Origin of the sequence: Streptomyces sp. NBC_01261 (assembly GCF_036226385.1) — a bacterium.
Taxonomy (GTDB): Bacteria; Actinomycetota; Actinomycetes; order Streptomycetales; family Streptomycetaceae; genus Streptomyces.
Genome location: NZ_CP108463.1, coordinates 1,764,993 through 1,789,657, shown reverse-complemented (window position 1 = coordinate 1,789,657; position 24,665 = coordinate 1,764,993). Strand labels below are relative to the sequence as shown.

The following is a 24,665-nucleotide window of genomic DNA, read 5'->3' as shown; positions in this document are numbered from 1 at the left end:
CAACCGGAGGCCCACCCGCATGAGATGGACCCGGCGCCTGCGCCTGGGCATGGCGGGGGCGGTGGCAGCGTCCGCGCTGTTCGCCGTCCCCGCCGCGGCCGAAGCATCCGGCCACGGTCGACTCACCGACCTGGTCAACCCGTTCATCGGTACCGAGAACGACGGCAACACCTATCCCGGCGCCGCCGTGCCCTTCGGCATGGTGCAGTTCTCGCCGGACACCGGCCACAACACCGGATACGACTACTCCCAGAACCACATCCGCGGCTTCTCCCTCGTGCACCTCTCCGGCGTCGGCTGCGGTCTCGGCGGTGACCTGCCCGTACTGCCGACGACCGGCGACGTGACGCGGACGGACTACGCCCAGTACGCGGCCGAGTTCAGCCACGACGACGAGCACGCGAGCCCGGGCTACTACCAAGTCGGCCTGAAATCCGGCATCGAGGCCGAACTGACGGCGACCGCGCGCACCGGCGTCCAGCGCTACACCTTCCCGGCCACCGACAAGGCCAACGTCCTGCTGAACGCGGCCCAGTCGCTCCACAGCGGGGTCACCTCGAAGGTCGAGGTCCTCGACAACCGGACCGTGCGCACCTCCATCACCGGCCGCGGTTTCTGCCAGGACACCAAGCCGTACACCGTCTACACGGTCACCCACTTCGACCGGCCCTTCACCACGTACGGCACCTGGAACGGCTCGACGGTGACCGCCGGTTCGAGGACCGGGAGCGGCGGCGCGTACGTCCGCTTCGACACGTCGAAGGACCGTACGGTCGAGGCGACCACCGCCCTGTCGTACGTCGACGCGCACGGCGCGGCCGTCAACCTCCGTGCGGAGGGCGGGAGTTCGTTCGACGCGGTACGCCATCGCGCCCAACGGGCCTGGGAGGACCGGCTCGACGACGTGCGCGCACAGGGCGGTTCCGACAGCCTGCGCCGGACCTTCTACTCGTCCCTGTACCGGTCCTTCCTCGCGCCCAACATCGGCAGCGACGCCGACGGCCGCTACACCGGCTGGGACCAACAGATCCACCGGGCAAGGGACTTCACGTACTACCAGAACTGGTCCCTGTGGGACACCTACCGCACCCAGTCCCAGCTCCTCGCCCTGCTCGCACCCCGCGAGGCCCGGGACATGGCGATCTCGGTGATCAAGATCGACGAGGAGAGCGGCTGGCTGCCCAAGTGGGGCTACGGCACGGTCGAGACGAACATCATGACCGGCGACCCGGTCACCCCGTTCCTCACCAACGCCTACCAGCAGGGCCTGTTGAAGGGCTACGAGGAGCGCGCCTACCGGGCGTTGAAGCGGAACGCCGACGGGGTGCCGCCCACCGACTCGGCGGCCGTGGGCCGGGAGGCGAACCAGGAGTACCTCGCGAACGGGTTCGCGCCGTACATCAAGGACCGCCCGCACGCGAAGCCCGGTGACTCGGACTACGACCACGGGGCCTCGGCCACCCTGGAGTACGCCCTCTCGGACGCGATGCTCGCGCAGATGGCCCGCGACCTGGGGCACGGTGCCGACGCCGCGCGCTATGCAGCCCGCGCCCAGAGCTACCGGAACGTCTTCGACCCCTCGACCGGCTTCTTCCGCGCCCGCGACGCCTCCGGCGCCTTTGTCGGTCCTGCCGATCCGGCGCAGAGCGAGGGCTTCCACGAGGGCACGTCGTGGCAGTACCAGTGGCTGGTGCCGCAGGACCTGCCCGGCATGGTCGACCTCATCGGCGGCCGGCAGGCGGCCAACGACCGGCTCGACTCCTTCTTCGCCTACGACCAGCTGCTGGCCGACCCGGCGAAGACCGCGCGCGAGGTGTGGGTCAACGGGCCGTACGACTACTACAACGCGGACAAGTACAACCCGCAGAACGAGCCCGACCTGATCGCCCCGTACACCTACCTCTCGACCGGGCAGCCGTGGAAGACGACCGACGTCGTCCACGCCGCGCTGACCCTCTTCACCGACGGCCCGACCGGCATGACCGGCAACGACGACCTCGGCACCATGTCCGCGTGGAACGTGCTGTCGTCGATCGGGATCTTCCCGGTCCAGCCCGGCTACGACACCTGGGGCCTGTCCACGCCCGTCTTCGACCGGGTCGACCTGACCCTGGACCGCCGCTACTACCCGCACGGCGCCCTGACCATCAAGGCGTCCGGCACCTCCGCCGCCGACCGCTACATCCAGGCGGCCCGGACGGACGGGACGCCGTACGACCGGACGTACCTGACCACCGGCGATCTCCGCTCCGTACGGTCGCTCGACTTCACGGTCGGCCCGCACCCGTCGGAGTGGGGTACATCACCCCAGGCGGCGCCACCTGCGCTGAAGTGACCCCGTGCGCCTCTAGAGTCCCGCCCCTCCCGGAGGGGCGGGATCGGGGCCGGATGTAATCTGCTGTTAACTGTGCGTAGCTTGATCGTACTTGACCGTAATCGCTTGTCAGCGCTTGACTGCTGGCTCACCCCTAGTCGACGCGAGGCAAGCAATTGACTTCAGACCTGCTCGCTCCTCTCGACCTTGCGTTCTGGAACATCGAGTCCGACCGGAACCCGATGCACCTGGGCGCACTCGGCGTCTTCTCGGCACACTCGCCGACCGCGGGAGCCCACGCCGCCGACCTCCTCGCCGCCCGTGCCGCCGCCGTCCCCGGGCTGCGGATGCGCATCCGGGACGTGTGGCAGCCGCTGTCCCTGTCCTTCGGGAGCGCCACCCGCGAGGAGGACCCCGACTTCGACCCGCTCCACCACGTCCGGCTGCACGCCCCGACCGCCGACTTCCAGGCGGACGCGGGCCGGCTCATGGAACGCCCGCTGGAGCGCGGCCGGCCGCCGTGGGAAGCGCATGTGCTGCCCGGCGAGGACGGCGTCTCGTTCGCGGTGCTGTTCAAGTTCCACCATGCCCTGGCCGACGGACTGCGGGCGCTGACCCTCGCCGCCGCCATCCTCGACCCGATGGACATGCCCGAGCGCCGACCGCGCCCCGAGCAACCCGCACGCGGGCTCGTCCCCGACGTGCGCAAGCTGCCCGACCTGGTCCGCGGCGCCCTGTCCGACGTCGGCCGGGCCCTCGACATCGGGGCGTCCGTCGCCCGCTCCACCCTGGACGTCCGCTCGTCCTCGGCGCTGACCTCCGAACCCTCGGGCACCCGCCGTACCGCCGGAGTCGTCGTCGACCTCGACGACGTGCACCGCATCCGCAAGACCGTCGGCGGCACCGTCAACGACGTGCTCATCGCGGTCGTCGCGGGCGCCCTGCGCAGCTGGCTCGACGAACGCGGCGACGGCAGCGAGGGCGTCTCGCCCCGCGCCCTGATCCCCGTCTCCAAACGCCGCCCGCGCTCCGCGCAGCCACAGGGCAACCGGCTCTCCGGCTACCTGATACGGCTGCCCGTCGACGACCCGGACCCCCTCGCCCGGCTCGACTCCGTGCGCGCCGCCATGGACCGCAACAAGGACGCCGGACCCAACCGGGGCGCCGGCGCCGTCGCCCTGCTCGCCGACCACGTCCCCGCCCTCGGCCACCGGCTCGGCGGACCCCTCGCGGCGCAGGCCGCCCGGCTCTGGTTCGACATCCTCGTCACCAGCGTCCCGCTGCCCGGCATCGGCCTGAAGCTCGGTGGCAACCCGGTCACCGCGGTCTTCCCGTTCGCCCCGCTGGCCCGCGGCCAGTCCCTCGCGGTCGCCGTGTCGACATACCGGGGACAGGTCCACTACGGCCTGGTCGCGGACGCCGAGGCCGTACCGGATCTCCACGTGTTCGCCCGCGCGCTGACCGAGGAGGTGGAGACGCTCATCACCGCCTGCGGGTCGTGACCTGGCGCGGGTTTGGTGCTGCGGCCCGGCGCTCCGTAAAATTCCCGGTTCGACGGTGTGCGCGATCGGGCGCCGCCGCGGGTGACCCAAGGAAACGGCAGCGCGATGACGGTGACAGAGAACGGCTCCACGACCCCGGACGAGGTCGTGTACGGGCCCGGCATCGACCCCGAGCGGCTGGCCGTCTGCCTCGGCGTGCTCGACGAGCTGGAGAAGATCGACGTCGACCACCCCGACGCGATCACCGTCCGCCGGGCCACCGCGGGCATCTACCGCAGCGTCAAGCAGCGCCGCCGCCAGGAGCGCCGGGCCGCGAAGACCGCGCACGACAAGGCCGTCACCGAGTCCACCGCGACCGGCTCCGCCCAGCGCATCGACGACGAGACCGAGGGCCTCCTCCCGTCGTCGGTGACGGAGGAGGGCCGGATCGCCGGGATACTGCAGCGCCCGCGTTCCTGCTACACCTGCAAGACCCGGTACGTGGAAGTCGACTACTTCTACCACCAGCTGTGTCCCGACTGCGCCCGCCTGAACCGCGAGAAGCGCGACGACCACGCCGACCTCACCGGCAAGCGCGCCCTGCTCACCGGCGGTCGCGCCAAGATCGGCATGTACATCGCGCTGCGGCTGCTGCGCGACGGCGCCCACACGACGATCACCACGCGCTTCCCGAAGGACGCCATCCGCCGCTTCAAGGCGATGGACGACTCGGCGGACTGGCTGCACCGCCTGGAGGTCGTCGGCACCGACCTGCGCGACCCGGCGCAGGTCGTGGCCCTCGCCGACCAGCTCGCCGAGGCGGGCCCCCTCGACATCCTGATCAACAACGCGACCCAGACCGTACGCCGCCTGCCGTCCGCCTACGCCGCCCTCGTCGACGGCGAGAGCGCCCCGCTGCCCGCCGGTGAGCTCCCCGCCCACCACGTCATCGGCGCCTTCGGCTCCGGCGCGGTCGACGGCCTGGCCGCGCTGCCCGTCGGCATCAGCGGCCTCGACGCCCAGCAGGTCGCCGACCTCGCCCTGGTGGCGGGCAACGCCAGCGTCGCCCGCCACCTCGACGGCACCGCGATCGACGCCGGCGGTCTGGTGCCCGACGTCGTCGACACCAACACCTGGGTGCAGACCATCGAGCAGATCTCGCCCGTGGAGCTTCTCGAAACCCAACTCTGCAACTACACGGCCCCGTTCATCCTCATCAGCAAGCTCCGCCCGGCCATGGCCGCCGCCGCGCAGGCCGCGAGGAGCGGACGCGCGTACATCGTCAACGTCTCCGCGATGGAAGGCGTCTTCGGCCGCGGCTACAAGGGCGCCGGACACCCCAACACCAACGCCGCCAAGGCCGCGATGAACATGGTCACCCGCACCAGCGGCCAGGAGATGTTCCAGACCGACGGCATCCTCATGACCTCCGTCGACACCGGCTGGATCACCGACGAACGCCCCCACTACGACAAGCTCCGCCTCGCCGAGGAGGGCTTCCACGCCCCCCTCGACCTGGTCGACGGAGCCGCCCGCGTCTACGACCCGATCGTCCTCGGCGAACAGGGCGAGGACCTGTACGGCGTCTTCCTGAAGGACTACGCGCCGGGCAAGTGGTGACCGGGCGCTGCCGTCAGGTGCGGTGAGGCGGCGCGGCCGACCGCAGCCGGTCATGGACGGCGTACCCGCCCGACGTGTACGCCGCCCGCACCCGGGTCCCGCCGTCCACCAGCAGATCCGCCCCGGTGATCCACTCGGCCTGGTCGGAGGCCAGCCACAGCACGGCGCGCGCGATGTCGGCCGGTTCCCCGATCCGGCCGAGCGGCAGCCCGGCGGCGACCTCCGCCTCGCCGGGCTCCCACACGAACCGGGCCATCTCGGTGCGGACGAGCCCGGGGGAGACGGAGTTGACCCGCACCTTCGGCGCGAGTTCGCCCGCGAGCTGTGCGGTCAGATGCAGCAGCGCCGCCTTGCTGGTGCCGTACGCACCCACGTTCGGCCCGACATGCCCGGCGCCCTCCGTGCACACGTTGACCACCGCGCCGCCGTGCTCCCGCATCCACGCCCGCCAGGCACACTGCACCAACCGCAGCGGCGCCTCGACGTTCACCGTGAACGCCGTCCGCCACGCGTCCGGATCGGCGTCCATGAGCGGGCCGTACGGCTGGTTCGTCGCCGCGTTGTTGACGACCACGTCGATCCGCCCGAACGCGCGCAGCGTCAACTCGGTCAGCTCGCGCAGGTGTTGCGGGTCGGCGACATCACCGGCCAGGCCGACACCGCCCAACTCCTCTGCGGTGCGCCGCACTTCGTCGGCGTCCCGCGCGCTCACGCACACCAGCGCCCCGACCCCGGCGAACGCCTCGGCGACCGCGCGCCCGATCCCGCGCGTGCCGCCGGTGATCAGAGCGGCCCGGCCCCGTAGACCGTACGACGACGTCATCGCCGTACGATCTCATGACGGACCGTCAGTCGACAGCCCCCAGGCGGGAGTTGGGAAGTCGGGAGTTCCGGGCGGCCACGATGCCCAGGACCGTGCGCCAGTCCTCCAGGACCCCGGCGTCGAGGCCGACGACCTTGGCCGCGTCGTCGGCCTGGCGCAGGGTGATCGCGTCGTCGGCGAGCGGGTCGCGCTCGAAGGCGGCGGCCTCGGCGGGGGGCATGGGGCCACCCTGGGTGCGGAGGGTGAGTGTGCTCTGTGCGGACAGGTCGCGGCCGGGGGAGGAGGTCGCCAGGTAGCGCTTCGCGGGGACGTGCAGGCGGACGAGGTGGGCGACCCGTTCGCCGAGGAGGGCGTGGACGGCGTCCGCCGCGTGGTCCGCGTGTCCGGCGTCGTCGCCCGGCTGAAGGAGATGGCCGATGTCGTGGACCAGGCCGGCGACCTGAAGTTCCTTGTCGGCGGGGCGACTTCGCCGTAGCAGCGCGGCCGTCTGCAATGCGTGGTCGTGCAGATCGACCGGATCGCCGCTCCGGTCGGGGGTGTCCCAGGCACCCCGACACGCGTACAGCAGATCCATCAGCTCCTCGACGCTGCGCAACTCCATGCGTCAGTCCTCCCGCGAGACAGCCCGTGCGGAACGCCAGGAGATCATGGCGAGCTTTCGACCCAGCCAACGGGACCTGAACTGCGTGACGCCCGCCGCTCCTCGGACTTCGCCATGTGCGTCGGTCGTACCGGGCTGTAAAATCTGGGCATAACGGACAGGTGTGGGCAACGTCGGCGCACGTACTTCGATGACCGACGTCGTGACAGCGAAGGACACCACCATGGACCGCTCGGATTCCGAAGGCCGTCCCGGCGACGACTTGGGGCGTGGCGCACCGGGGGTCCCGGCGCGCGGCCGTGGTCCCAACCGCCCCGGTGACATCTCGCAGGAGGACGACACGGCACCCTCGGCGGGGTGGGGCGCGGCGCGCAGCGTGACGCGGGTCCTCGCCAAGACGCGCGAGCCGGTCAGCGGGCCGCTGGCGATCGTGAGAATGAACCACGAGAACGGCGGGTTCGACTGCCCGGGATGCGCGTGGCCCGACGACCGCAAGGGCCTGCACCTGGACATCTGCGAGAACGGGATCAAGCACGTCACCTGGGAGATGACCCGCAAGAAGGCCGGCCGGGAGTTCTTCGCCGCGCACACGGTCACCGAGCTGGCCGGCTGGCCGGACCACGCGCTGGAGGACCAGGGCCGGCTGACCGAGCCGATGGTGTACGACGAGGCCACCGACAAGTACGTCCCGATCTCCTGGCCTGACGCGTTCGCGCTGGTCGGGCAGACGCTGCGCGGCCTGGACAGCCCCGACCGGGCCGCCTTCTACACGTCCGGCCGACTCAACAACGAGGCGACGTTCCTCTACCAGCTGTGGGTGCGCGAGTTCGGCACCAACAACCTGCCGGACTGCTCCAACATGTGCCACGAGGCCTCCGGCCGTGCCCTGCAGGCCGCGCTGGGCACCGGCAAGGGCACGTGCGACATCGCCGACTGGGACGCGGCCGACCTGCTGATCGTCATGGGCGTGAACGCGGCGTCCAACGCCCCGCGCATGCTCACCACGCTCGCCGAGGCACACCGGCGCGGCGCCCAGATCGTCCACGTCAACCCGCTCGTCGAGGCCGCCGCGCGCCGGACCATCGTGCCGCACGAGTTCGCCGCGATGGCCGCCTTCCACTCCACCGCGACCGGCGACCAGAACGTACAGGTCCGCATCGGCGGCGACCTCGCCCTGCTGCGCGGGATCGCCAAGGCGGTGTTCGAGCGGGCCGAGGAGAACCCGGCGGTGCTCGACGTCGGCTTCATCGAACGGCACACCGCGGGCTTCGCGTCGTACCGCGACCTGGTGCGCGCCACCGACTGGGCCGAGCTGGTGCGGCAGTCCGGGGTGAGTGAGAGGGAGATCCGCGAGGTCGCCGACCGCTACATGACCGCCGACCGCACCGTCATCTCCTGGTGCCTGGGCATCACCCAGCAGGACCACGGGGTGGACACCGTCCGCGAGATCGTGAACGTGCTGATGCTGCGGGGCAACCTCGGCCGCGAAGGAGCCGGACCCTCGCCGGTGCGCGGCCACAGCAACGTCCAGGGCAACCGCACCTGCGGCATCGACCACCGCCCCGCGCCCGAGTTCCTCGACGCGCTCGACGAGGTCTGCGGGATCTCCGCGCCCCGTGCGCACGGGCTGGACACCGTCGGCACCATCAAGGCGATGCGGGACGGCCGGGTGAAGGTGTTCGTCGCGATGGGCGGCAACTTCGTCCTCGCCGCCCCCGACACCGACGCGACCACGGCCGCGCTGCGCACCACCGAACTGACCGTGCAGGTGAGCACCAAACTCAACCGCAGCCACCTCGTCCACGGCCGCCAGGCCCTCATCCTTCCGTGCCTCGGCCGCACCGAGAAGGACACCCGGGCGACGGGGGAGCAGGGCGTGAGCGTCGAGGACGCGATGAGCGAGGTGCATCTGTCCTTCGGCATGCGCAAGCCGCCCGCCGAGACCCTCAGGTCCGAGTGCGCGATCGTGGCCGGGATGGCGCGGGCGACACTGCCCGACTCGGCGACACCGTGGGAGGGGTACGTCGAGGACTACGACCGGATCCGCGACACGATGGCCCAAGTCCTCCCGGGCTTCGAGGACTTCAACCGCCGGGTGCGTGAACCGCTCGGCTTCCGCATCACCCAGCCCGCCCGCGAGCGCGAGTTCCACACCGCCTCCGGCCGCGCCGAGTTCCACCCGGGCGAACTCCCCGACGTGACCCCGCCCCAGGGCATGCTCGTCCTCTCCACGATGCGCTCGCACGACCAGTGGAACACCACCGTGTACTCCGACGACGACCGCTACCGCGGGGTCAAGAACCTGCGCACCCTGCTCTTCATGAACCCCAAGGACATGGCCGAGCGGGGCCTGGCCGAGTTCGACCTGATCGACATCACGAGCCACGCACGCGACGGCAGCACCCGGTCGGTCCACGGCTACCGCGTCATCGCCTACGACATCCCGCCCGCTGGCGTCGCGGGCTACATGCCCGAACTGAACATCCTCTGCGGGCTCGACGACTACAGCAGGCAGAGCGACCAGCCCCTGATGAAACACCAACTCGTCACCGTCACCCCGTCGCGGGACGGGCGAACACTATGAACGCAATGATCGACGGGTAGTCCCCACCAGCGGCGGTTCCTAACATCACGGTTCGCAGGGCAACTTCGCACAGCGAATTCATAGGAGCCGCTCCCGTGACGACACTTGACCCGCCCGTACCGCTACGCCGGAGACTCCCGGCCGCTCGCTACCGTCGGGCGGTACTGGCCGCCGGCGTGGCCGCGGCACTCCTCGGCACGCTCGGCAACGCCCCCGCGCCCCGGACACAGGCAGAGCGGCCCGCGGTGGCCGCCTGCCCGCCCAACCTCCTTGGAAAGGCGACGTGTTACACCGGCCGGGACACCAACGGGGCGTACTACGCGATGGCCGTTCCGACCCGCTGGAACGGATCCCTCGTCGTGCACGCGCACGGCGGACCCGACCTCGGCGACGCCTCGGACCCGGCACGCAGCACCGACGATCTGCAGCGCTGGGCGGTGATGGTCGACGAGGGATACGCGTGGGCCGGCTCGTCCTACCGTCGCGGCGGCTACGGCACCCGGATGGCCGCCGCCGACACCGAGAACGTACGCAAGCTGTTCGTCTCGGAGTTCGGCAAGCCCAAGCGCACCTATGTGCACGGCCAGTCCTGGGGCGGCGACGTCGCCGCCAAGGTCGCGGAGACCTACGGCAGACACGCCGGGGCCTACGACGGCGCGTTGCTCACGAGCGGTGTCCTCGGCGGCGGTTCGCGCGGCTACGACTACCGGGTCGACCTACGGGTGGTCTACCAGTACTACTGCCACAACCACCCCCGCCCGACCGAGCCGCAGTACCCGCTGTGGCAGGGGCTGCGCGCGGACTCCACCATGACGAGCGCCGGACTCCGCGCCCGCCTGCAGGAATGCACCGGATTCGCCTCCGCTCCCGCGGACCGGACCGCGCTCCAGCAGCGCAACCTCGACGACATCCTCGCGGTCACCCGTATCCCGGAGCGCGCGCTCGAATCACATCTGCGGTTCGCCACCTTCACGTTCCGGGACATCGTGTCGACCCGCCTCGGTGGCCGCAATCCCTTCACCAACAAGGGTGTGCGGTACTCGGGTTCACACGACGACAAGGCGCTCAACGCGGGCGTCGAACGCTTCACGGCCGACCCCACCGCACGCCGCGACCTCTCCTACGACAGCGACCTGACCGGCAAGGTCTCCATCCCGGTGCTCACGATGCACGCGATCGACGATCCGACGGCCTTCGTCGAGCACGAGGCGGCCTACCGCGCCACGCTTCAGGGCGCCGGCCGGGGCGGCAACCTCGTCCAGACTTTCACGAAGGAGACCGAGCACAGCGCGCTGAGCGACTCCGAGTACGCCAACTCCATTGCCGCGCTGGACACTTGGGTCCGCCACGGACGCAAGCCGACCGCGCGCTCGATCGCGGCGTCGTGCGCGGCCTTCGACCGGAAGTACGGCAGCGGCTGCTTCTACGACCCGGCGTTCCACCCCGCGCCGTACGCCTCCCGGATCCGGCCCCGGCCGGGCGGGCTCGCCTGGCCAGCCATGACCGCGGGTCAGGAACGGGCGTGGAGCCGGATCGACGGCGTGGGGATCGCTCCCTGAACCCCGGTCGCGCGAGGAGTTCCCGGGCCGGCCCCGCTGGACCGGCCCGGGAGGGCTCACTGGGTGTAGGTGTAGTGCGGACTGTCGTACTGGGGACCGTTCTTCTCGTAGGTGAACCAGTAGGTCAGGGTGGATCCGGCGGCGAGCGTGACGTTCTGCGTCCAGGTGCCGCCGCTGTTGGTCATCCGGAAGTTCTGCTGGCCGGCGCCGTTGATCAGGTAGTGCACATCGACGTACGCCGCGGGTGTGGTCGGAACGAACGTGATCTGTGCCTGACTGGCGCTCACATGGGTCACCCCGGCGGTGTAGTCCGGCGTCGTCGTGGTCCCGCCGGTGCTGCCGCCCGTCGTACTGCCCGTGGTGCCGCCGGTCGTCGTGCCGCCGGTGGTGCTCCCGCTCGGGCTCTGCTGGTAGACGGCGAACCAGTCGACGCTCATGGCGGCACCCGATGTGATGCTGCCCGCCTGCGCGGCGGAGCTGCAACCGCAGACCTTGTCGGGGTAGGAACCGGCGATCGCCAGGTCGAAGATGGCCATGAACCCGTGGTCGACGGCGGCCTGCCAGGTGGCGACCGAGACCTGGTTCTCGTTGACGGTGAAGGTCAGATTGCCGTCGAGGTAGAAGCGCAGCTGCTCGGCGGCGGTGTTCGTGCGGTCGATGATCGCGGAGTACGTGTGGTAACCGGTCTGGCAGCCCGCGCACGGCTGAAGGTTGCTGGTGATGCCGTCGGGGTCGTGGCACTCGCCCGCCCACACACCGCAGTGGAAGGTGGTGGAGTGCTGGCTCAGCGCGTTGACGTCCTCCATGATGTCGAACTCGCCGATGCTCGGCCAGTTGGTCGCGCCGACCGGGCGGGCCGCACCGCCCATCGCCCAGAACGCGGGCCAATAGCCCAGTCCGCCGGCCGGGTTGGGCTGGAGGATGGACGCGCTCATCTGGAGTTGTCCGCCGGCCGGGGCGGCGAAGTCGGTGCGCTGGGTCTCGATGCGTCCGGAGGTCCAGTGGCCGGACCCGTCGCGGAGAGCCTTGATGACCAGGTGGCCCTGGCCGTCCTGGTAGACGTTGTTGGTGGAGTCGGTGGCCGACTCGATCTCGCCCGTTCCCCAGTTGGCGGCACCTCCGGCGTAACTGGTACCCAGGTCGTACAGCCAGTTGGTCCGGTTCAGCGCGCTGCCGGACGCGCCGTTGAAGTCGTCGGAGAAGAGGGTGGTCCAGCCGGTCGGAGCGCCCGGTACGGCCGCCGAGGCGCTGCCGCCGCTGCCGATCAGGCCTGCGAGCGCGCCGATGAGCAGTACCAGTGCGCTGCCCAGAACGAGGGGGACGGTTCGCTGTCTGCCGGCCGGAACACCGGCGGGTGGTGGGGAGGTTGTCATCGTTGTGGTGCTCCCTGTCAAGCATGCGGGATGGGAGTGCTGCAGGGGCCTGCCTCCTGGTGGGGCCGGGGAGCAGGTCGTCTCCGTCGTCTGGCGACATGGTCTGCTGACATCGTTGAGAGCGCTCTCAGAGTGATCATGAGTCTGCGGTTCTTCGTTGCCCTCCTCTGCGTCGACGCCGCCGCACTGGGGATCCTGGTGCGCGCGGCTGGTTACGGACGATCCGCCATGTCGTAGGGGACGAGCCTGAGTTGGCCGTTCACCGGGCGGAAATCGCCGTTTCAATGCAGGAGTGTCCGGCGCGGCTCACCATGCGTCAATGGCTTCAACGTGATCGGTTGACGACCAGGTCACCTGGCGACGCTCTATGGAGTTCCGGAAAAGGTCCGAACCAGGCTCGGCCGGGCTGTGGAGCGCTCTCCGGCGATCGATCGAGCGCGATGGTGCCCCGTTGAGCTGCGGTTCTGTGACGCCGGCATCGGGAGAGAGGTCCTGTCGTCTCACCGACGGCATTCGACGCCGTGCGCAGACCTCGCGTGACGGCTTCAGGAGTCGAAGGCAACCGCCCGCGCGCAGCTCATCCGATCCGGGCAGGCAAGACCCGGTGGCCGCATGTCCCTAATCTTTACCCCATGTTTTCAGCCCCATCGAGCGCCCGGTCGCTCATTTGGTTAACCTGAGGCGGACGGACAGCGACAAGGGGTCCCACCCACACCCATGGTCCGTCCCGGGACAAGCCGGTCACAACGGCCTGCTCTCACACGAGTAACCGGCGCCACCGCGTCCGAACTGCCTTCAACCCACGCCCGAGCGGGCCAGGTACCGGACCGGAGACGGCCGGTTGTGCCCCGAGGGTTACCCGACACATAAGGAGTGCGCGGTGACACCGGAGAAGACGAATCGCGAGCAACGCCCCAAGGAACACACGGAGCGTGCGGGCCGCCGGTCCGACGAGCTCGGCAGCCTGGCCGTGTGGGCACGGTCCGCCCCCATCCGTCTCGCGGGCTACGAGGACGACCTCGCCGAGCCCCACATCCTGCCCAGCGTGGACTGACCCCCACGGGACCCTTCGCGATCGCCGACAGCGTGGGCGTGCGAAAATCACGCCCATGCTGATCAGAGAAGCCGCGGCCGACGACTGGCCGCGGATCTGGCCTTTCTGGCACCGGATCGTCGCCGCCGGCGACACCTACACCTGGGCCCGGGACACCTCCGAAGAGGCGGCCCGGGCCCTGTGGACGTCCCCGCCGAAGCGCGTGTACGTCGCCGAGGACGAGACCGGAGCCGTCGTCGGCTCGGCCTTCGTCACCCCGAACTACGGCGGCCCCGCCGACCGCATCGCCAACGCCGGCTTCATGGTCGACCCCGACCACGGCGGCCGCGGCATCGGCCGCGCCCTCGCCGAACACATCCTCACCACCGCCCGCGACCAGGGCTTCCGCGGCATGGTCTTCAACGCCGTCGTCGAGACCAACCCCGCCGTCAAGCTCTGGCTCTCCCTCGGCTTCACGATCCTGGGCACGGTCCCGGACGCGTTCGACCATCCCCGGGACGGCCGCGTCGGCCTGCACGTCATGTACCGCGCCCTCTAGAAGCGCCTCCGGTCAGCGCCGTCGAGAAGCACCTTCGGGAGGCGTCCTCCAGTCGAGCGGCGCCGTCCGCTGCCACGGGTGCAGCTTCTCCAGCTCCTCCGCCAGTTCCAGCAGCGCCGCCTCCGACCCCGGCCGCCCCACCAGTTGTACGGCGCAGGGCGCGCCGGAGGGCAGGGTGCCGAACGGGACCGACATCGCGGGCCAGCCGGTGAGGTTCCAAGGGGGCGTCAGCGGCGAGTAGTTGGTGTTCGCCAGCACATTGCGCAGCCAGCCCCGCTCGTGCCACGGCCCGGCCTCGGGGGAGCGGCGGGCCAACGCGGCCGTCAGCAGGATGTCGTGCTCGGCGAAGAACGGCGCGAGGCGCTCCCGCAGCCGCTCCCGCCCCTTGCCGGTACGGACACTGTTCACGAACCGCCGCCCGATCGCCGCGTGCACCCGGGTCCGCCGCGTCAGCTTCCGCGGGTCGAGCCCCGCCGCGTCCACCGACGTCCCCGCCGTCCAGTGCGCGAGCGACGTGGTGCTCAGGGAGAGCGGATACGGCGGATCGGCGCGCCGCACGGTGTGGCCCGCCCTGTTCAGCAGTCCGGCCGCCTCGCGTACGGCGGTCGTATACGGCTTGCTGATGACCACTCCGGTGAGCGGGCTCCGCACGGAGGCGGCGATCTTCCGGACGGTGGGTTCGTCGGGGCGTACGACCTCGATGTCCGCGATGACCGAAAACATCAGCCGGGCGTCCTCGACGGTCGTCGCGAGGGGTCCGTTCTCGGACATTCCGAACCAGTCGCCGTCGCCGATACCGGCCGGTACGACCCCGAACCCCGGCTTGATGGTGACCAGACCGCAGTTGGCCGCGGGTATGCGCAGCGAGCCCATGCCGTCGTTGCCGAGGGCGATCGGCACCATGCCGGCGGCTACGGCCGCCGCGCTCCCGCCCGACGAACCGCCCGCCGTGCGGGCCGTGTCCCACGGGTTGCGGCTGGTGCCGTGGACGCCCTCGGTCGTACCGAAGATGCACAACTCGGGCACGTTCGTGAGTCCGACGACCACCGCGCCCGCCGCCCGCAGCCGGGCCACGGTGACGTGGTCGTGGTCGGCGGGGGTGTCCGGGGTCGCGGCGGAGCCGACCCGGTTGGACTCGCCGGTCACCGGGAGGTTGTCCTTCACGGCCACCGGCACGCCCGCCAGGGGGAGTTCGTCCAGATCGGCCCGCGCGCCCACCTCGTCGGCCTCCGCGAGCGCGGCCTCCCCCCGCACCACCCGGAACGCGCCGATCCGCCCGTCGAGCCGCTCGATCCGGGCGAGATGCTCGGCCACCACCTCACGGGGCGTGACCCGCTTCTCGCGGACGGCGGCGGCGATCTCGACGGCGGTACGGCCGACCCAGCTGGTCACGGGCGCGCTCCTTCTCACTACTCGCGAGTATGTAGGGAGAACTGTGCCTCGGCCGGGGCGGTGCGTCGAGAGGTGACCGGTCTTGGACATTCGAGGCCGTCTTGTTGGACTTTTCGTGAGCCGGTACCGGGTGGGCGCCGACTGACCTGCTGGTCATCCGATCAATGGCCCAACTCGGCTGCTCCCGCTGCCCATTGACAGCCCCTGAGTGCAGTCCAATCATCAGTCGTCCGATCAATCGCGACCGGTGGAGTGGCATGGCTGAGCGCAGGAAGAGACGGTTCCGGTTCATCGGCTTCGCGGCGGTGTTCGCACTGCTCGCGGCACCCGTGCCGGCGGTCGCGGTCCAGCAGGAGAGCGCGGTGCCGGTGACCGTGCCCGCGCTGTCCAACTGGACGCCTCAGCAAGGGAGTTACGACTTCGGGCCTGGCACCCGACTCGTGGCGGACGGCAAGAGTGCACGCGATGTCGCCGACACTCTCGCCGACGACCTCAAGGCGGCCGGTCACGGAACAGTGCCCGTAGTGCGGGGAGGTGCCACCCGCCCCGGTGACATCGTTATCGAAGTCCGGCCGGGCAAGGGCTCGTTGGGTGCGGAGGGATACGAACTCCGGGCGGGCAAACGGCTGTCGGTGACCGGCGCGACCGAGACCGGCGCCTTCTACGGCACCCGGACCCTCCTCCAACTCCTCGCGCGGGGCGACCACATACCGGCCGGACGCACGGTCGACGTGCCCCGCTACAAGGAGCGTGGGGTCGGCGTCTGCGCCTGCTACATCCACGTCTCCCTGCCCTGGCTGGAGAACCTGGTGCGCGAGATGGCGTACCACAAGCTCAACCAACTGCTCCTGGAACTCAAGGTGAAGAGCGCCGCGCATCCGGAGGCGAACACCTGGGGCTACTACACCCCGGACGAGATGCGCCGCCTCGTCGCCCTCGGCGACAAGTACCACGTCGAGATCATCCCCGAGATCAACTCCCCGGGCCACATGGACCCGTGGATAGAGAACCGCCCCGATCTCCAACTCACCGACAGCGACGGCGACAAGCAGCCCGCCCGGCTCGACGTCACCCAGCAGGCCGCGTTCGACTACTACACGAGCCTGATGGACGAGTACGCGCAGGTCTTCACCGCGACGTCCTGGCACATGGGCGCCGACGAGTACATGCTCGGCTCCGACTACTCCAAGTACCCGCAGATGCTGCGCTACGCCCAGGAGAAGTACGGCGCGAACGCCACCCCGCAGGACGCGTACATCGACTTCATCAACCGCGTCCAGGCCTACGCGGCGAGCAAGGGCAAGAAGCTGCGGGTCTGGAACGACGGACTCACCGGCGCCAACACCGTGCCGGTGGCGGCGGGCACGACGGTCGAACACTGGCTGAACGTCACCGAGAAGCCGAGCCGACTCATCGCCGAGGGCTACCCGTTGATGAACGCGGCCTACTCCCTCTACCTCGTCCGCGGCGGCTTCCACAGCGACACCGAGGCCCTCTACGACCAGAGCTGGGACCCGCGCAGCTTCGAGGGCGAGAAGCTGACCTCCAGCGACGGCATCACCGGGGCGAAGATCAGCCTCTGGCCCGACAACGGCCGCGGCGAGACCGAGAACGAGGTCGCCACCGACACCGAGCCCGCGCTCCGACACCTCGCCCAGGCGACCTGGGGCGATCCGCGTCCCGACGCCACGTACGCCGCATTCACCGCCCGGGGTACGGCAGTTGGGCACGCGCCCGGGTGGCGGGACCTGACCCGGGTACCGGTGACCGACGGGACGTACACCTTCCGGACGGCGGGCGCCGGCATGGCCGCCACGGTGCGGCGCACGCCGGACGGCTACGCGATGCTGCGAACCGCCGACGGCTGCCTTGAGGTGCGGGGCGGCAGGCTCACCCTCAACGTGCCGCTCCAGCCCGGGGTCTCGGCGACCCCGCAGCCCTGCGATGCCGCGAACACCATGCAGCGCTGGGAGTTGGCTCCCGCGGCGGGCGGCTACCGACTCGTCAACGCGATCACGCAGATGGCGCTGAGCGTCGCGGACGACGGCCGGCTCGTGCAGTACCCGTCGGACCAACACCAGCCCGCCACCTGGCACGTGACCACCCACTGAGCAACCAGAGGAGTCCCACCCCATGGCCCTCTCCAGACGCCTCTTCGTCCTCTCGGCCACCGCGCTCGCCGCGACCGGCACCGCCACGGCATCCGCCCTCGCAGCGCCTCCGTTCCCGTCCGACTCCCGCTCCCGCATCCCCGTCAGTCCCGACGACACGGAGGCCGAACTGGTCCGCAAGGCCTCCCGAGTCCGGCCCACCGCACGGCAGGTGGCCTGGCAGAAGCTGGAGCGGACGGCGTTCCTGCACTTCGGCGTGAACACCTTCACCGGCCTGGAGTGGGGGACCGGCGACGAGGATCCCAACGTGTTCCAGCCGACCGGCCTCGACACGGACCAGTGGGCCCGCGCCCTGCGCGACGGCGGTTTCAAGCTCGCCATCCTCACCGTCAAGCACCATGACGGCTTCGTCCTCTACCCCTCCCGCTACACCGACCACACGGTCGCTTCCAGCAGTTGGCGTGCGGGGCAGGGCGACGTACTGCGCTCCTTCGCCGACTCCATGCGGCGGTACGGACTCAAGGCCGGCGTCTACCTCTCGCCCGCCGACGAGAACCAGTACCTGCACGGCGTCTACGCCAACGGCAGTGCACGCACCACGCGCACGATCCCGACACTCGTCGACGGCGACGACCGCACACCGGACGCCTTCCACACGCTGGACGCCACCGACTACGGCGCCCACATGCTCAACACCCTCTACGAAGTGCTGACCGAGTACGGCCCGATCGACGAGGTCTGGTTCGACGGGGCCCAGGGCCGCATCCCGCCGGGCCACGTCGAGGACTACGACTGGGACAGCTGGTACACCCTGGTCAGGTCGCTGGCCCCGGACGCGGCGATCGCGGTGACCGGACCGGATGTGCGGTGGGTCGGCAACGAGGGCGGCATCGCACGGGAGGACGAGTGGAGCGTCCTCCCGGTCAAGGAGGAGCAATACGGGCGCACGGACTGGGCGTTGTCGTACGACACCTCCGACGAGGGCAGCCGTGGCGCGCTCGTCTCGGCGCAGCCGAACACCGACTACCTCCAGTGGTGGCCCGCCGAGTGCGATGTGTCGATCCACGACGGCTGGTTCTACCACCCGGACCAAGTCCCCAAGAGTGTCGACGAGTTGATCGACATCTACTTCGGCTCGGTCGGCCGCAACGCGGTCCTGCTGCTCAACGTGCCACCGGACACGGACGGCGTGCTGGCGGCCCCGGACGTGGCACGCCTGCGGGAGTTCCGCGAGCGCGTGGACCGGGAGCTGCCCGAGGACCTGGCGATCCGGGCCCGGACGACCGTCTCACCGGGCCGGGTCACCGTCGACCTCGGCACCGAACAGGCCGTCGACCGCGTCCGGTTGGCGGAGGACACAGCGCGCTACGGCCAGCAGGTCGAGGCCTTCGTGGTCGAGGCGTACGTCGACGGGGCCTGGACGGAGGTCACCCGCGCCGGAACGATCGGCGCGAGCCGCATCCTGCTGCTGGCCGGGCGTGTACGCGCCCGTCGGTGGCGAGTTCGCGTGACGGCAGCCCGGGACGCCGTAAGGATCGCGGAGTTCGGGCTGTACCGGTCGCGGGTCTGAGCGGCGGCCGGAAACCGCCCGCGCTCACATCTCGCTGAGGAGCTTCTCAAGGAAGGAGACCGACTCGGGGGCCGGTGACGCCACCATGCTCAGCCGGTCCATGACCGCGAGGTAGCGGTCGACCTCTTCGGGCTTGTCCAAGTAGAGGGCGCTGGTGAGCTGTTCGAGGTAGACGATGTCCGGCAGGTCCGGCACCGGGAAGCGCAGCACGGTGATCGGGCCGCCGGCGGCGGCGTGGCCGCCCACGTGGAACGGCAGCACCTGGAGGGTGACGTTCGGCAGGGCGGCCGTCTCGATGAGGTGCCGCAGCTGCTCGCGCATCACGTCCGCCCCGCCCAGCGGACGGCGCAGCGCGGCCTCGTCCACCACGACCCACAGCTTCGGAGCGCCGGGCCTGGTGAGCAACTCCTGCCGGGTCATGCGGAGTTCGACACGGCGCTGGATGGCGTCCGGGGTGTCGACGGGACGGCCGAGCCGGATGACGGCCTCGGCGTACGCGGCCGTCTGCAACAGGCCCGGGATGAACTGCACTTCGTAGGTGCGGATGAGGGAGGTGGCCTCCTCCAGACCCAGGTGCTGCTCGAACCAGGTCGGGAAGGCGTCGCCGTACGCGCGCCACCAGCCGGGTTCGTTGGCACGGCGGGCGGAGTCCAGGAACTCCTGGCGTGCGTCCGGCTCTTGGAGGCCGTAGAGGGTCAACAGGTCGGCTACGTCACGCTCCTTGAAGCCGACCCGGCCGAGCTCCATCCGGCAGAGCTTGGCGTCCGAGGCGCGTATCGCCGAAGCGGCCGTGTCCCGGGTGATGCTGAGGGATTCGCGCAGGCGGCGCAGGCGCGTGCCCAGCATGATGCGCTGGACCGTCGGGCCGCCGCGCTGAAGGCTCAGCACGTCCGAACCCGAGGGCGCGTATTCCGGTTGAGCTGCAGTCATGTTCATCCCCTCGGCGGTCGCGCCGATACCGTCCGCAAGTTTTCGGGACTCAAAAGAGGATCGTAGCACCGAGGTTCCGGATAACTGCAGGGAGTGAAGGAGCCGGAAGGTGCCGGCCTGTGTCCGGCGCCTTCCGGCCAATCCGCGGGTTTGCCTGACCTCAGCGGCCGGGGAGTAGGCCGTCGAAGTCGCCGTCCTTCACACCGCGGACGAATGCGGAGATCTCGGCGCTGGTGTAGACGAGCGCCGGACCTTCGGGGTGGCGCGAGTTGCGTACGGCGACCTGACCGTCGGAGAGCGCGGCCAACTCGACGCAGTTTCCTTCAGGGTTGCTGTGGTGGCTCTTGCGCCACTGCGCGTCGCTCAGCAGGGTCGCCGCCATGCCGTTCGCGTGCTCTATGTGAGGCCTCATCGCTCCCCCGGAAGATCGAATGCAATTGCAGCTTCAATTGCACCCATTGGTGATGTGGAGGACGATAGCCCTCGGAGGGACCGCTCGCAAGATCGTCTGCAATTGCAGCGGTAATTGCCGATGCACTTGCGTTCGCAGGGGCGCGCGGAGGACGATGCTCCGGACAGGTGTAGTGCGCGCAGTTGTTCTCTCTTCCCAGGGGTCTCAGGGGTCGCGATGTCCGCAGAGCAAGTCGTACGACCGGTCGACACCCTGCGGATCGGGGGGACTTGGGAGTGGCTGTGCCGGGTCGTCGACCAGGTGGGACCGCCCGAGCCGGGGCGGACCGTCACCCTGGTCCCCGCCGTCGGCGACGGGCGCGACCCCGCTCTCTGTTCGGTCCTGGTCGTGCCGCCGATGCCTCAATCGGCCCAGGTGGCACGGGACTTCACCCGCGCGGCGCTGGCCGACCGGGCCGGGGACGAACTCGTCGACGACGTGACGGTCACCGTGTCGGAGCTGGTGAGCAACGCGTTGCGCTACGGCCGGGCGCCCAACTCCCTTGCTGAGCCGCAGCCTTCACTCTGGCTCGCGGTCTGGGACCGGCTGCCGTACGCGGTGTGCGCGGTCACCGACGACAGTGATCGCATACCCGTGGAGGGACACCCCGACGAGTTCGCGGAGTCCGGGCGCGGTCTGCAGGTGGTCTCCGCGCTGAGCGAGTCGTGGGGCTGGAACCTGCGCTCTGGCGGTGGGAAGACGGTCTGGGCGCTGTTCCGGATCTGACCCGAGACACCCAGGCCGCTGACGAGAGCGGCATGAGAAAAGAAGGAGGGGCACCGGTGACTCCGGTGCCCCTCTTCCGTGTCGGTGCTCAGGCCTTGCGGCCGATGCCGCAGATCGCGTCCACGTCGGACGGGTCGCGGCCCACGTCGACCGGCTCCGGGTGCCACTGCGAGGTGGGCACGATGCCGGGCTCGATGACCTCCAGGCCCGTGAAGAACGCCTCGATCCGCTCGGGGCCGCGCAGGTGGTACGAGCTGGCGGAGTTGGCGTTGTACACCGAAATCGCCTGGTTCAGCGCCGCGTTGGTGTCGGTGCCGTCGCTCAGTGCGAGGTAGCTGCCCGGGGGCAGGGCGTCCAGGAAACGGCCCACGACGGACTCGGGCTCGTCCGAGTCCGGGATCTGGCCCAGGATGCCCAGCATCGTCAGCGCGATCGGCTTGCTGAAGTCCAGGGTCCGCGCGGCGACTTCGAGGATGCCCTCGGGGTCGCGCACATCGGCGTCGAGGTAGGCGCAGGCGCCTTCCGGGGTGCTGGTGAGCAGCGCCTGGGCGTGCACCAGCACCAGCGGGTCGTTGTCGACGTACACGATGCGGCTCTCGGGCGCGATGCGCTGCGCGACCTCGTGCGTGTTGTCTACGGTGGGCAGGCCGGTCCCGATGTCGAGGAACTGGCGGATGCCCGCCTCTTCGGTGAGATAGCGCACCGCCCTTACCAGGAACCGCCGTTGGAGGCGGGCGAGCAGGGCGATGTCGGGGAACATCTGGACGATCATCTCGCCGGCCTCGCGGTCGGCGGCGTAGTTGTCCTTGCCGCCCAGGAGGAAGTTCCACACACGGGCGGAGTGCGGCCGGTCGAGCTGAAGCCGGTCGGCCAGCGGGTCTTCGGAGGTCATGGGCAAAGCCTCACACGAAGTACCCGGCGGTGTCCGGCGATTCGGACTCGAAACGGGGGACACGCCCCCTTTCATGCCCGTACCGCTCCCGTGCTGTCCCGCTCGATCAGCCGCGGCACCGGCACCCGCACCGTGCGCGCCGGACCGCCGTCCAGCAGCGCGGTCAACTCCCGGGCCGCCGTACGGCCGAACTCCACACTGTCCCGGGACAGCGCCGACAGCCACGGCCGGACCATGCGGCACAGTGCCGAGTCCTCCCAGGCGACCACCGACACGTCCGCCGGTACGGAGAAGCCGAGTTCGGACGCGGCGGCCACCCCGGCGACCGCCATCACATCGTTGTCGTAGATCAACGCCGTTGGGGGAGCGGGGACTTCGAGGACCCGGCGGGTGACGGCGGCGCCGGCCGCGTCCGAGTAGTCGGTGGTCACCGAGTGCACCTCGGTCAGCCCGCGCCGGGCGGCCTCGGCGCGCAGGGCGCGGATGCGGCGCTCGGTGTGCGCGAGGCCCGGCAGACCGGCGATGTGCACGATCCGCCGGTGGCCGCGCGCGGACAACTCGTCGACGACAGAGGCCATCGCGCCCGCGTCGTCGGCCCACACCGTCGACAGCCCGGGGTGCCGTTCGTCGGGTGCGCCGCCGATCACCACGGCGGGCAGCCCCAGTTCGTCGAGGAGGTCGGGCCGCGGGTCGGCGGTGCGCGGGTCGGCCACCAGGACGCCGTCCACCCGGTGTTCGGCCCACCAGCGCCGGTACACCGCGCACTCGTCGTCGACGTCCTCGGCCATCTGGAAGAGCAGGCCGAGATGGCGTTCGGCCAGCACTTCCTGGATGCCCGAGACGAGTTGGAGGAAGAAGGAGTCGACGCCGAGGGTGTCCGCGGGCCGGGCGAGGACGAAACCGACCGTCGCCGCCCCCTCCCCGGACAGCGCCCGTGCCGCCGTACTGGGCCGCCAGCCCAGCTGCTCCGCGACCCGGCGCACCCGGTCGCGGGTGATCTCGGAGACGCCGGGCCGGCCGTTGAGCGCGAAGGAGACCGCGCTCTCGGACACGCCGGCGCGCTGCGCGATGTCCTTCATCGTCGGCCGACGCGCGGGCGACCGCTTGCCTGACAAGCTCGCACTCCATTCCGCCGGTGACACGCACTAATGCGCTTGAGTCAGCACACCCTAAAGCGCATTAGTGATCCACCGCAAGAATGCGAACACACCTCTCTGACCAGTGCAGTTGGCCAGAACCGGCCAACTAATGAATTTAGCTGAGCGGAATCCATTGACGGGCCCCGTGAACAGCGTGCAAGGTCTGCCCCGGCACGATTGGCCAACCCCCACTGCAAAGGAGCCACTCGCCGTGCGCATCTCCCGCAGAGTCTTCACCGCAGCAGCCGCCGCCGTCGTCCTCATGCCGCTGAGCGCCTGCGGTTCCGGAGGAGACGACGGCGGATCGACCGACGCCTCGGGCAAGGTCGAGGGCGACATCACCTTCCAGACCTGGAACCTCCGCGCCAACTTCAAGCCGTACTTCGAGGGCGTGATCTCCGACTTCGAGAAGAAGTACCCCGGCACCCATGTGAAATGGATCGACCAGCCCGCCGAGGGCTACGCCGACAAGATCAGCGCGGACGCCGCCGGCGGCACCCTGCCCGACGTCGTCAACGTCTCCCCGGACCTCGTCGCCCCGCTCGCCAAGGCGGGCCTCGCGCTCGACCTCGACAAGTCGGCCGCGAAGTACAAGAGCGAGTACCTGCCCGGGGCTTGGGCCAGCCACGAGATACCGGGCATGACCGGCACCTACGCCTTCCCCTGGTACCTCAACACCGGCCCGCTCTTCTACAACAAGTCCCTCTTCGAGCAGGCCGGACTCGACCCCGACCAGCCGCCGAAGACGTACGACGAACTCTTCGCCCAGGCCCTCCAGTTGGCCAAGAAGACCGACGGCAAGGTCGCCACCCTCGCCAACGTCCCCACCGTCGAGGACTTCGGCCGCTACGGCGTCGAGCTCATGAACAAGGCGGGCACCGCCTTCGCCTTCAACGACGCGAAGGGCATCGAACTCCTCACCAAGTACAAGGAGTTGTACGACGCGAAGGCTCTCGACTCGCAGGCGCTGACCGCCACCCCGGAGTCGTCCGGCAAGAAGTTCCTCACCGGCGCCGTGGCGATGAACCCGGGCAGCGCCCTGGACCTCGACAACTTCAAGAAGCAGGCGCCCAGTCTGTACAAGAACATCGGCATCACCGACCAGATCACCAGCACCGGGCACGTCAACATGTACGTGATGGGCGTGATGGTCAATTCCAAGACCAAGCACACCCCGGCCTCCGTGGCCTTCGCGCACTACGTCACCGACGCCCAGCAGCAGATGTCGTTCGCGAAGAAGGTCGCCATCTTCCCGAGCACCGCCGGTTCCCTCGACGACCCGTACTTCACCAAGGAGGACGGCACCGACGAGACCCGGGTGCGGATCGCCGCCGCCAAGTCCCTGAAGAACGCGGTCAATTACACGCCGGTGCTGTTCAGCGAGCAGATGAAGACCGCGCTCCGCAACGAGGTCGCCAAGGCGTTGCAGGGCAAGGAGAGCCCCAAGACGGCTCTCGACAACGCTGTCAAGCAGTGCGACACGCTGCTCCAGCAGGAAGGCTGAAGG

Annotated in this window: 19 protein-coding genes; 11 read left to right on the top strand and 8 right to left on the bottom strand. The window is 70.1% G+C overall.

Annotation, left to right across the window (positions count from 1 at the left end; translation table 11 throughout):
* Window positions 1-19: 19 nt before the first annotated feature.
* From OG226_RS07885 to OG226_RS07875, 3 genes are all read left to right on the top strand, one after another.
* Window positions 20-2,335, top strand: a complete 2,316-nt coding sequence (locus tag OG226_RS07885; RefSeq protein ID WP_329348398.1) for a GH92 family glycosyl hydrolase — start codon at window positions 20-22, stop codon at window positions 2,333-2,335.
* A gap of 155 nt (window positions 2,336-2,490) precedes the next feature.
* On the top strand, window positions 2,491-3,816 hold the full coding sequence (locus OG226_RS07880; RefSeq protein ID WP_329348397.1) for a wax ester/triacylglycerol synthase family O-acyltransferase: 1,326 nt from the start codon (window positions 2,491-2,493) through the stop codon (window positions 3,814-3,816).
* Window positions 3,817-3,921: 105 nt separating this feature from the next.
* On the top strand, window positions 3,922-5,415 hold the full coding sequence (locus OG226_RS07875) for an SDR family NAD(P)-dependent oxidoreductase (protein ID WP_329348396.1): 1,494 nt from the start codon (window positions 3,922-3,924) through the stop codon (window positions 5,413-5,415).
* A gap of 13 nt (window positions 5,416-5,428) precedes the next feature.
* Here the strand turns inward: OG226_RS07875 and OG226_RS07870 are convergent, their stop codons facing one another.
* Window positions 5,429-6,238, bottom strand: a complete 810-nt coding sequence (locus OG226_RS07870) for an SDR family oxidoreductase (protein WP_329348395.1) — start codon at window positions 6,236-6,238, stop codon at window positions 5,429-5,431.
* Window positions 6,239-6,263: 25 nt separating this feature from the next.
* Window positions 6,264-6,839, bottom strand: a complete 576-nt coding sequence (locus tag OG226_RS07865; RefSeq protein ID WP_329348394.1) for an HD domain-containing protein — start codon at window positions 6,837-6,839, stop codon at window positions 6,264-6,266.
* A 223-nt stretch (window positions 6,840-7,062) separates the two neighbouring features.
* Here OG226_RS07865 and OG226_RS07860 point away from each other — a divergent pair, with 223 nt between their 5' ends.
* Together OG226_RS07860 and OG226_RS07855 are read left to right on the top strand one after the other, a co-directional pair.
* The gene (locus OG226_RS07860) at window positions 7,063-9,423 is read left to right on the top strand and encodes an FdhF/YdeP family oxidoreductase (RefSeq protein WP_443066987.1); all 2,361 of its coding nucleotides are present in this window, start codon (window positions 7,063-7,065) and stop codon (window positions 9,421-9,423) included.
* Between the two features lie 95 nt (window positions 9,424-9,518).
* On the top strand, window positions 9,519-10,982 hold the full coding sequence (locus OG226_RS07855; RefSeq protein ID WP_329348392.1) for a hypothetical protein: 1,464 nt from the start codon (window positions 9,519-9,521) through the stop codon (window positions 10,980-10,982).
* A 56-nt stretch (window positions 10,983-11,038) separates the two neighbouring features.
* Here the strand turns inward: OG226_RS07855 and OG226_RS07850 are convergent, their stop codons facing one another.
* Window positions 11,039-12,355, bottom strand: coding sequence for a glycoside hydrolase family 16 protein (locus OG226_RS07850; RefSeq protein WP_328676002.1), 1,317 nt, complete (start codon window positions 12,353-12,355; stop codon window positions 11,039-11,041).
* A gap of 880 nt (window positions 12,356-13,235) precedes the next feature.
* Between OG226_RS07850 and OG226_RS07845 the strand changes: the two genes are divergently transcribed.
* Together OG226_RS07845 and OG226_RS07840 are read left to right on the top strand one after the other, a co-directional pair.
* Complete coding sequence (locus OG226_RS07845) at window positions 13,236-13,409, top strand: hypothetical protein (RefSeq protein WP_019057549.1); 174 nt, start codon at window positions 13,236-13,238, stop codon at window positions 13,407-13,409.
* A 55-nt stretch (window positions 13,410-13,464) separates the two neighbouring features.
* Window positions 13,465-13,947, top strand: a complete 483-nt coding sequence (locus OG226_RS07840) for a GNAT family N-acetyltransferase (protein WP_328676001.1) — start codon at window positions 13,465-13,467, stop codon at window positions 13,945-13,947.
* Window positions 13,948-13,959: 12 nt separating this feature from the next.
* On the opposite strand, the gene OG226_RS07835 is transcribed toward OG226_RS07840, so the two are convergent.
* The gene (locus OG226_RS07835) at window positions 13,960-15,339 is read right to left on the bottom strand and encodes an amidase (RefSeq protein WP_329348391.1); all 1,380 of its coding nucleotides are present in this window, start codon (window positions 15,337-15,339) and stop codon (window positions 13,960-13,962) included.
* A gap of 257 nt (window positions 15,340-15,596) precedes the next feature.
* Between OG226_RS07835 and OG226_RS07830 the strand changes: the two genes are divergently transcribed.
* The gene (locus OG226_RS07830) at window positions 15,597-17,450 is read left to right on the top strand and encodes a family 20 glycosylhydrolase (RefSeq protein WP_329348390.1); all 1,854 of its coding nucleotides are present in this window, start codon (window positions 15,597-15,599) and stop codon (window positions 17,448-17,450) included.
* A gap of 22 nt (window positions 17,451-17,472) precedes the next feature.
* Complete coding sequence (locus tag OG226_RS07825; RefSeq protein ID WP_328675998.1) at window positions 17,473-19,020, top strand: alpha-L-fucosidase; 1,548 nt, start codon at window positions 17,473-17,475, stop codon at window positions 19,018-19,020.
* A gap of 24 nt (window positions 19,021-19,044) precedes the next feature.
* Here the strand turns inward: OG226_RS07825 and OG226_RS07820 are convergent, their stop codons facing one another.
* Window positions 19,045-19,950 carry a helix-turn-helix domain-containing protein gene (locus OG226_RS07820; protein WP_329348389.1) on the bottom strand — a complete coding sequence of 302 codons (906 nt, stop codon included), beginning with the start codon at window positions 19,948-19,950 and terminating at the stop codon, window positions 19,045-19,047.
* A gap of 160 nt (window positions 19,951-20,110) precedes the next feature.
* A complete protein-coding gene (locus OG226_RS07815; protein ID WP_328675996.1) occupies window positions 20,111-20,362 on the bottom strand; it encodes a DUF397 domain-containing protein in 252 nt (83 codons plus the stop codon).
* Between the two features lie 216 nt (window positions 20,363-20,578).
* Between OG226_RS07815 and OG226_RS07810 the strand changes: the two genes are divergently transcribed.
* Window positions 20,579-21,127: an ATP-binding protein gene (locus OG226_RS07810; RefSeq protein WP_329348388.1), complete on the top strand. Its 549-nt coding sequence runs from the start codon at window positions 20,579-20,581 to the stop codon at window positions 21,125-21,127.
* 88 nt (window positions 21,128-21,215) lie between these two features.
* Here the strand turns inward: OG226_RS07810 and OG226_RS07805 are convergent, their stop codons facing one another.
* Together OG226_RS07805 and OG226_RS07800 are read right to left on the bottom strand one after the other, a co-directional pair.
* The gene (locus OG226_RS07805; RefSeq protein ID WP_328675994.1) at window positions 21,216-22,019 is read right to left on the bottom strand and encodes an SAM-dependent methyltransferase; all 804 of its coding nucleotides are present in this window, start codon (window positions 22,017-22,019) and stop codon (window positions 21,216-21,218) included.
* 71 nt (window positions 22,020-22,090) lie between these two features.
* Window positions 22,091-23,098 (bottom strand): LacI family DNA-binding transcriptional regulator, encoded by a 1,008-nt coding sequence (locus tag OG226_RS07800; protein WP_328686252.1) that lies wholly within the window; start codon window positions 23,096-23,098, stop codon window positions 22,091-22,093.
* Between the two features lie 271 nt (window positions 23,099-23,369).
* Between OG226_RS07800 and OG226_RS07795 the strand changes: the two genes are divergently transcribed.
* On the top strand, window positions 23,370-24,662 hold the full coding sequence (locus OG226_RS07795; RefSeq protein ID WP_329348387.1) for an ABC transporter substrate-binding protein: 1,293 nt from the start codon (window positions 23,370-23,372) through the stop codon (window positions 24,660-24,662).
* The last annotated feature ends 3 nt before the right edge of the window (window positions 24,663-24,665 follow it).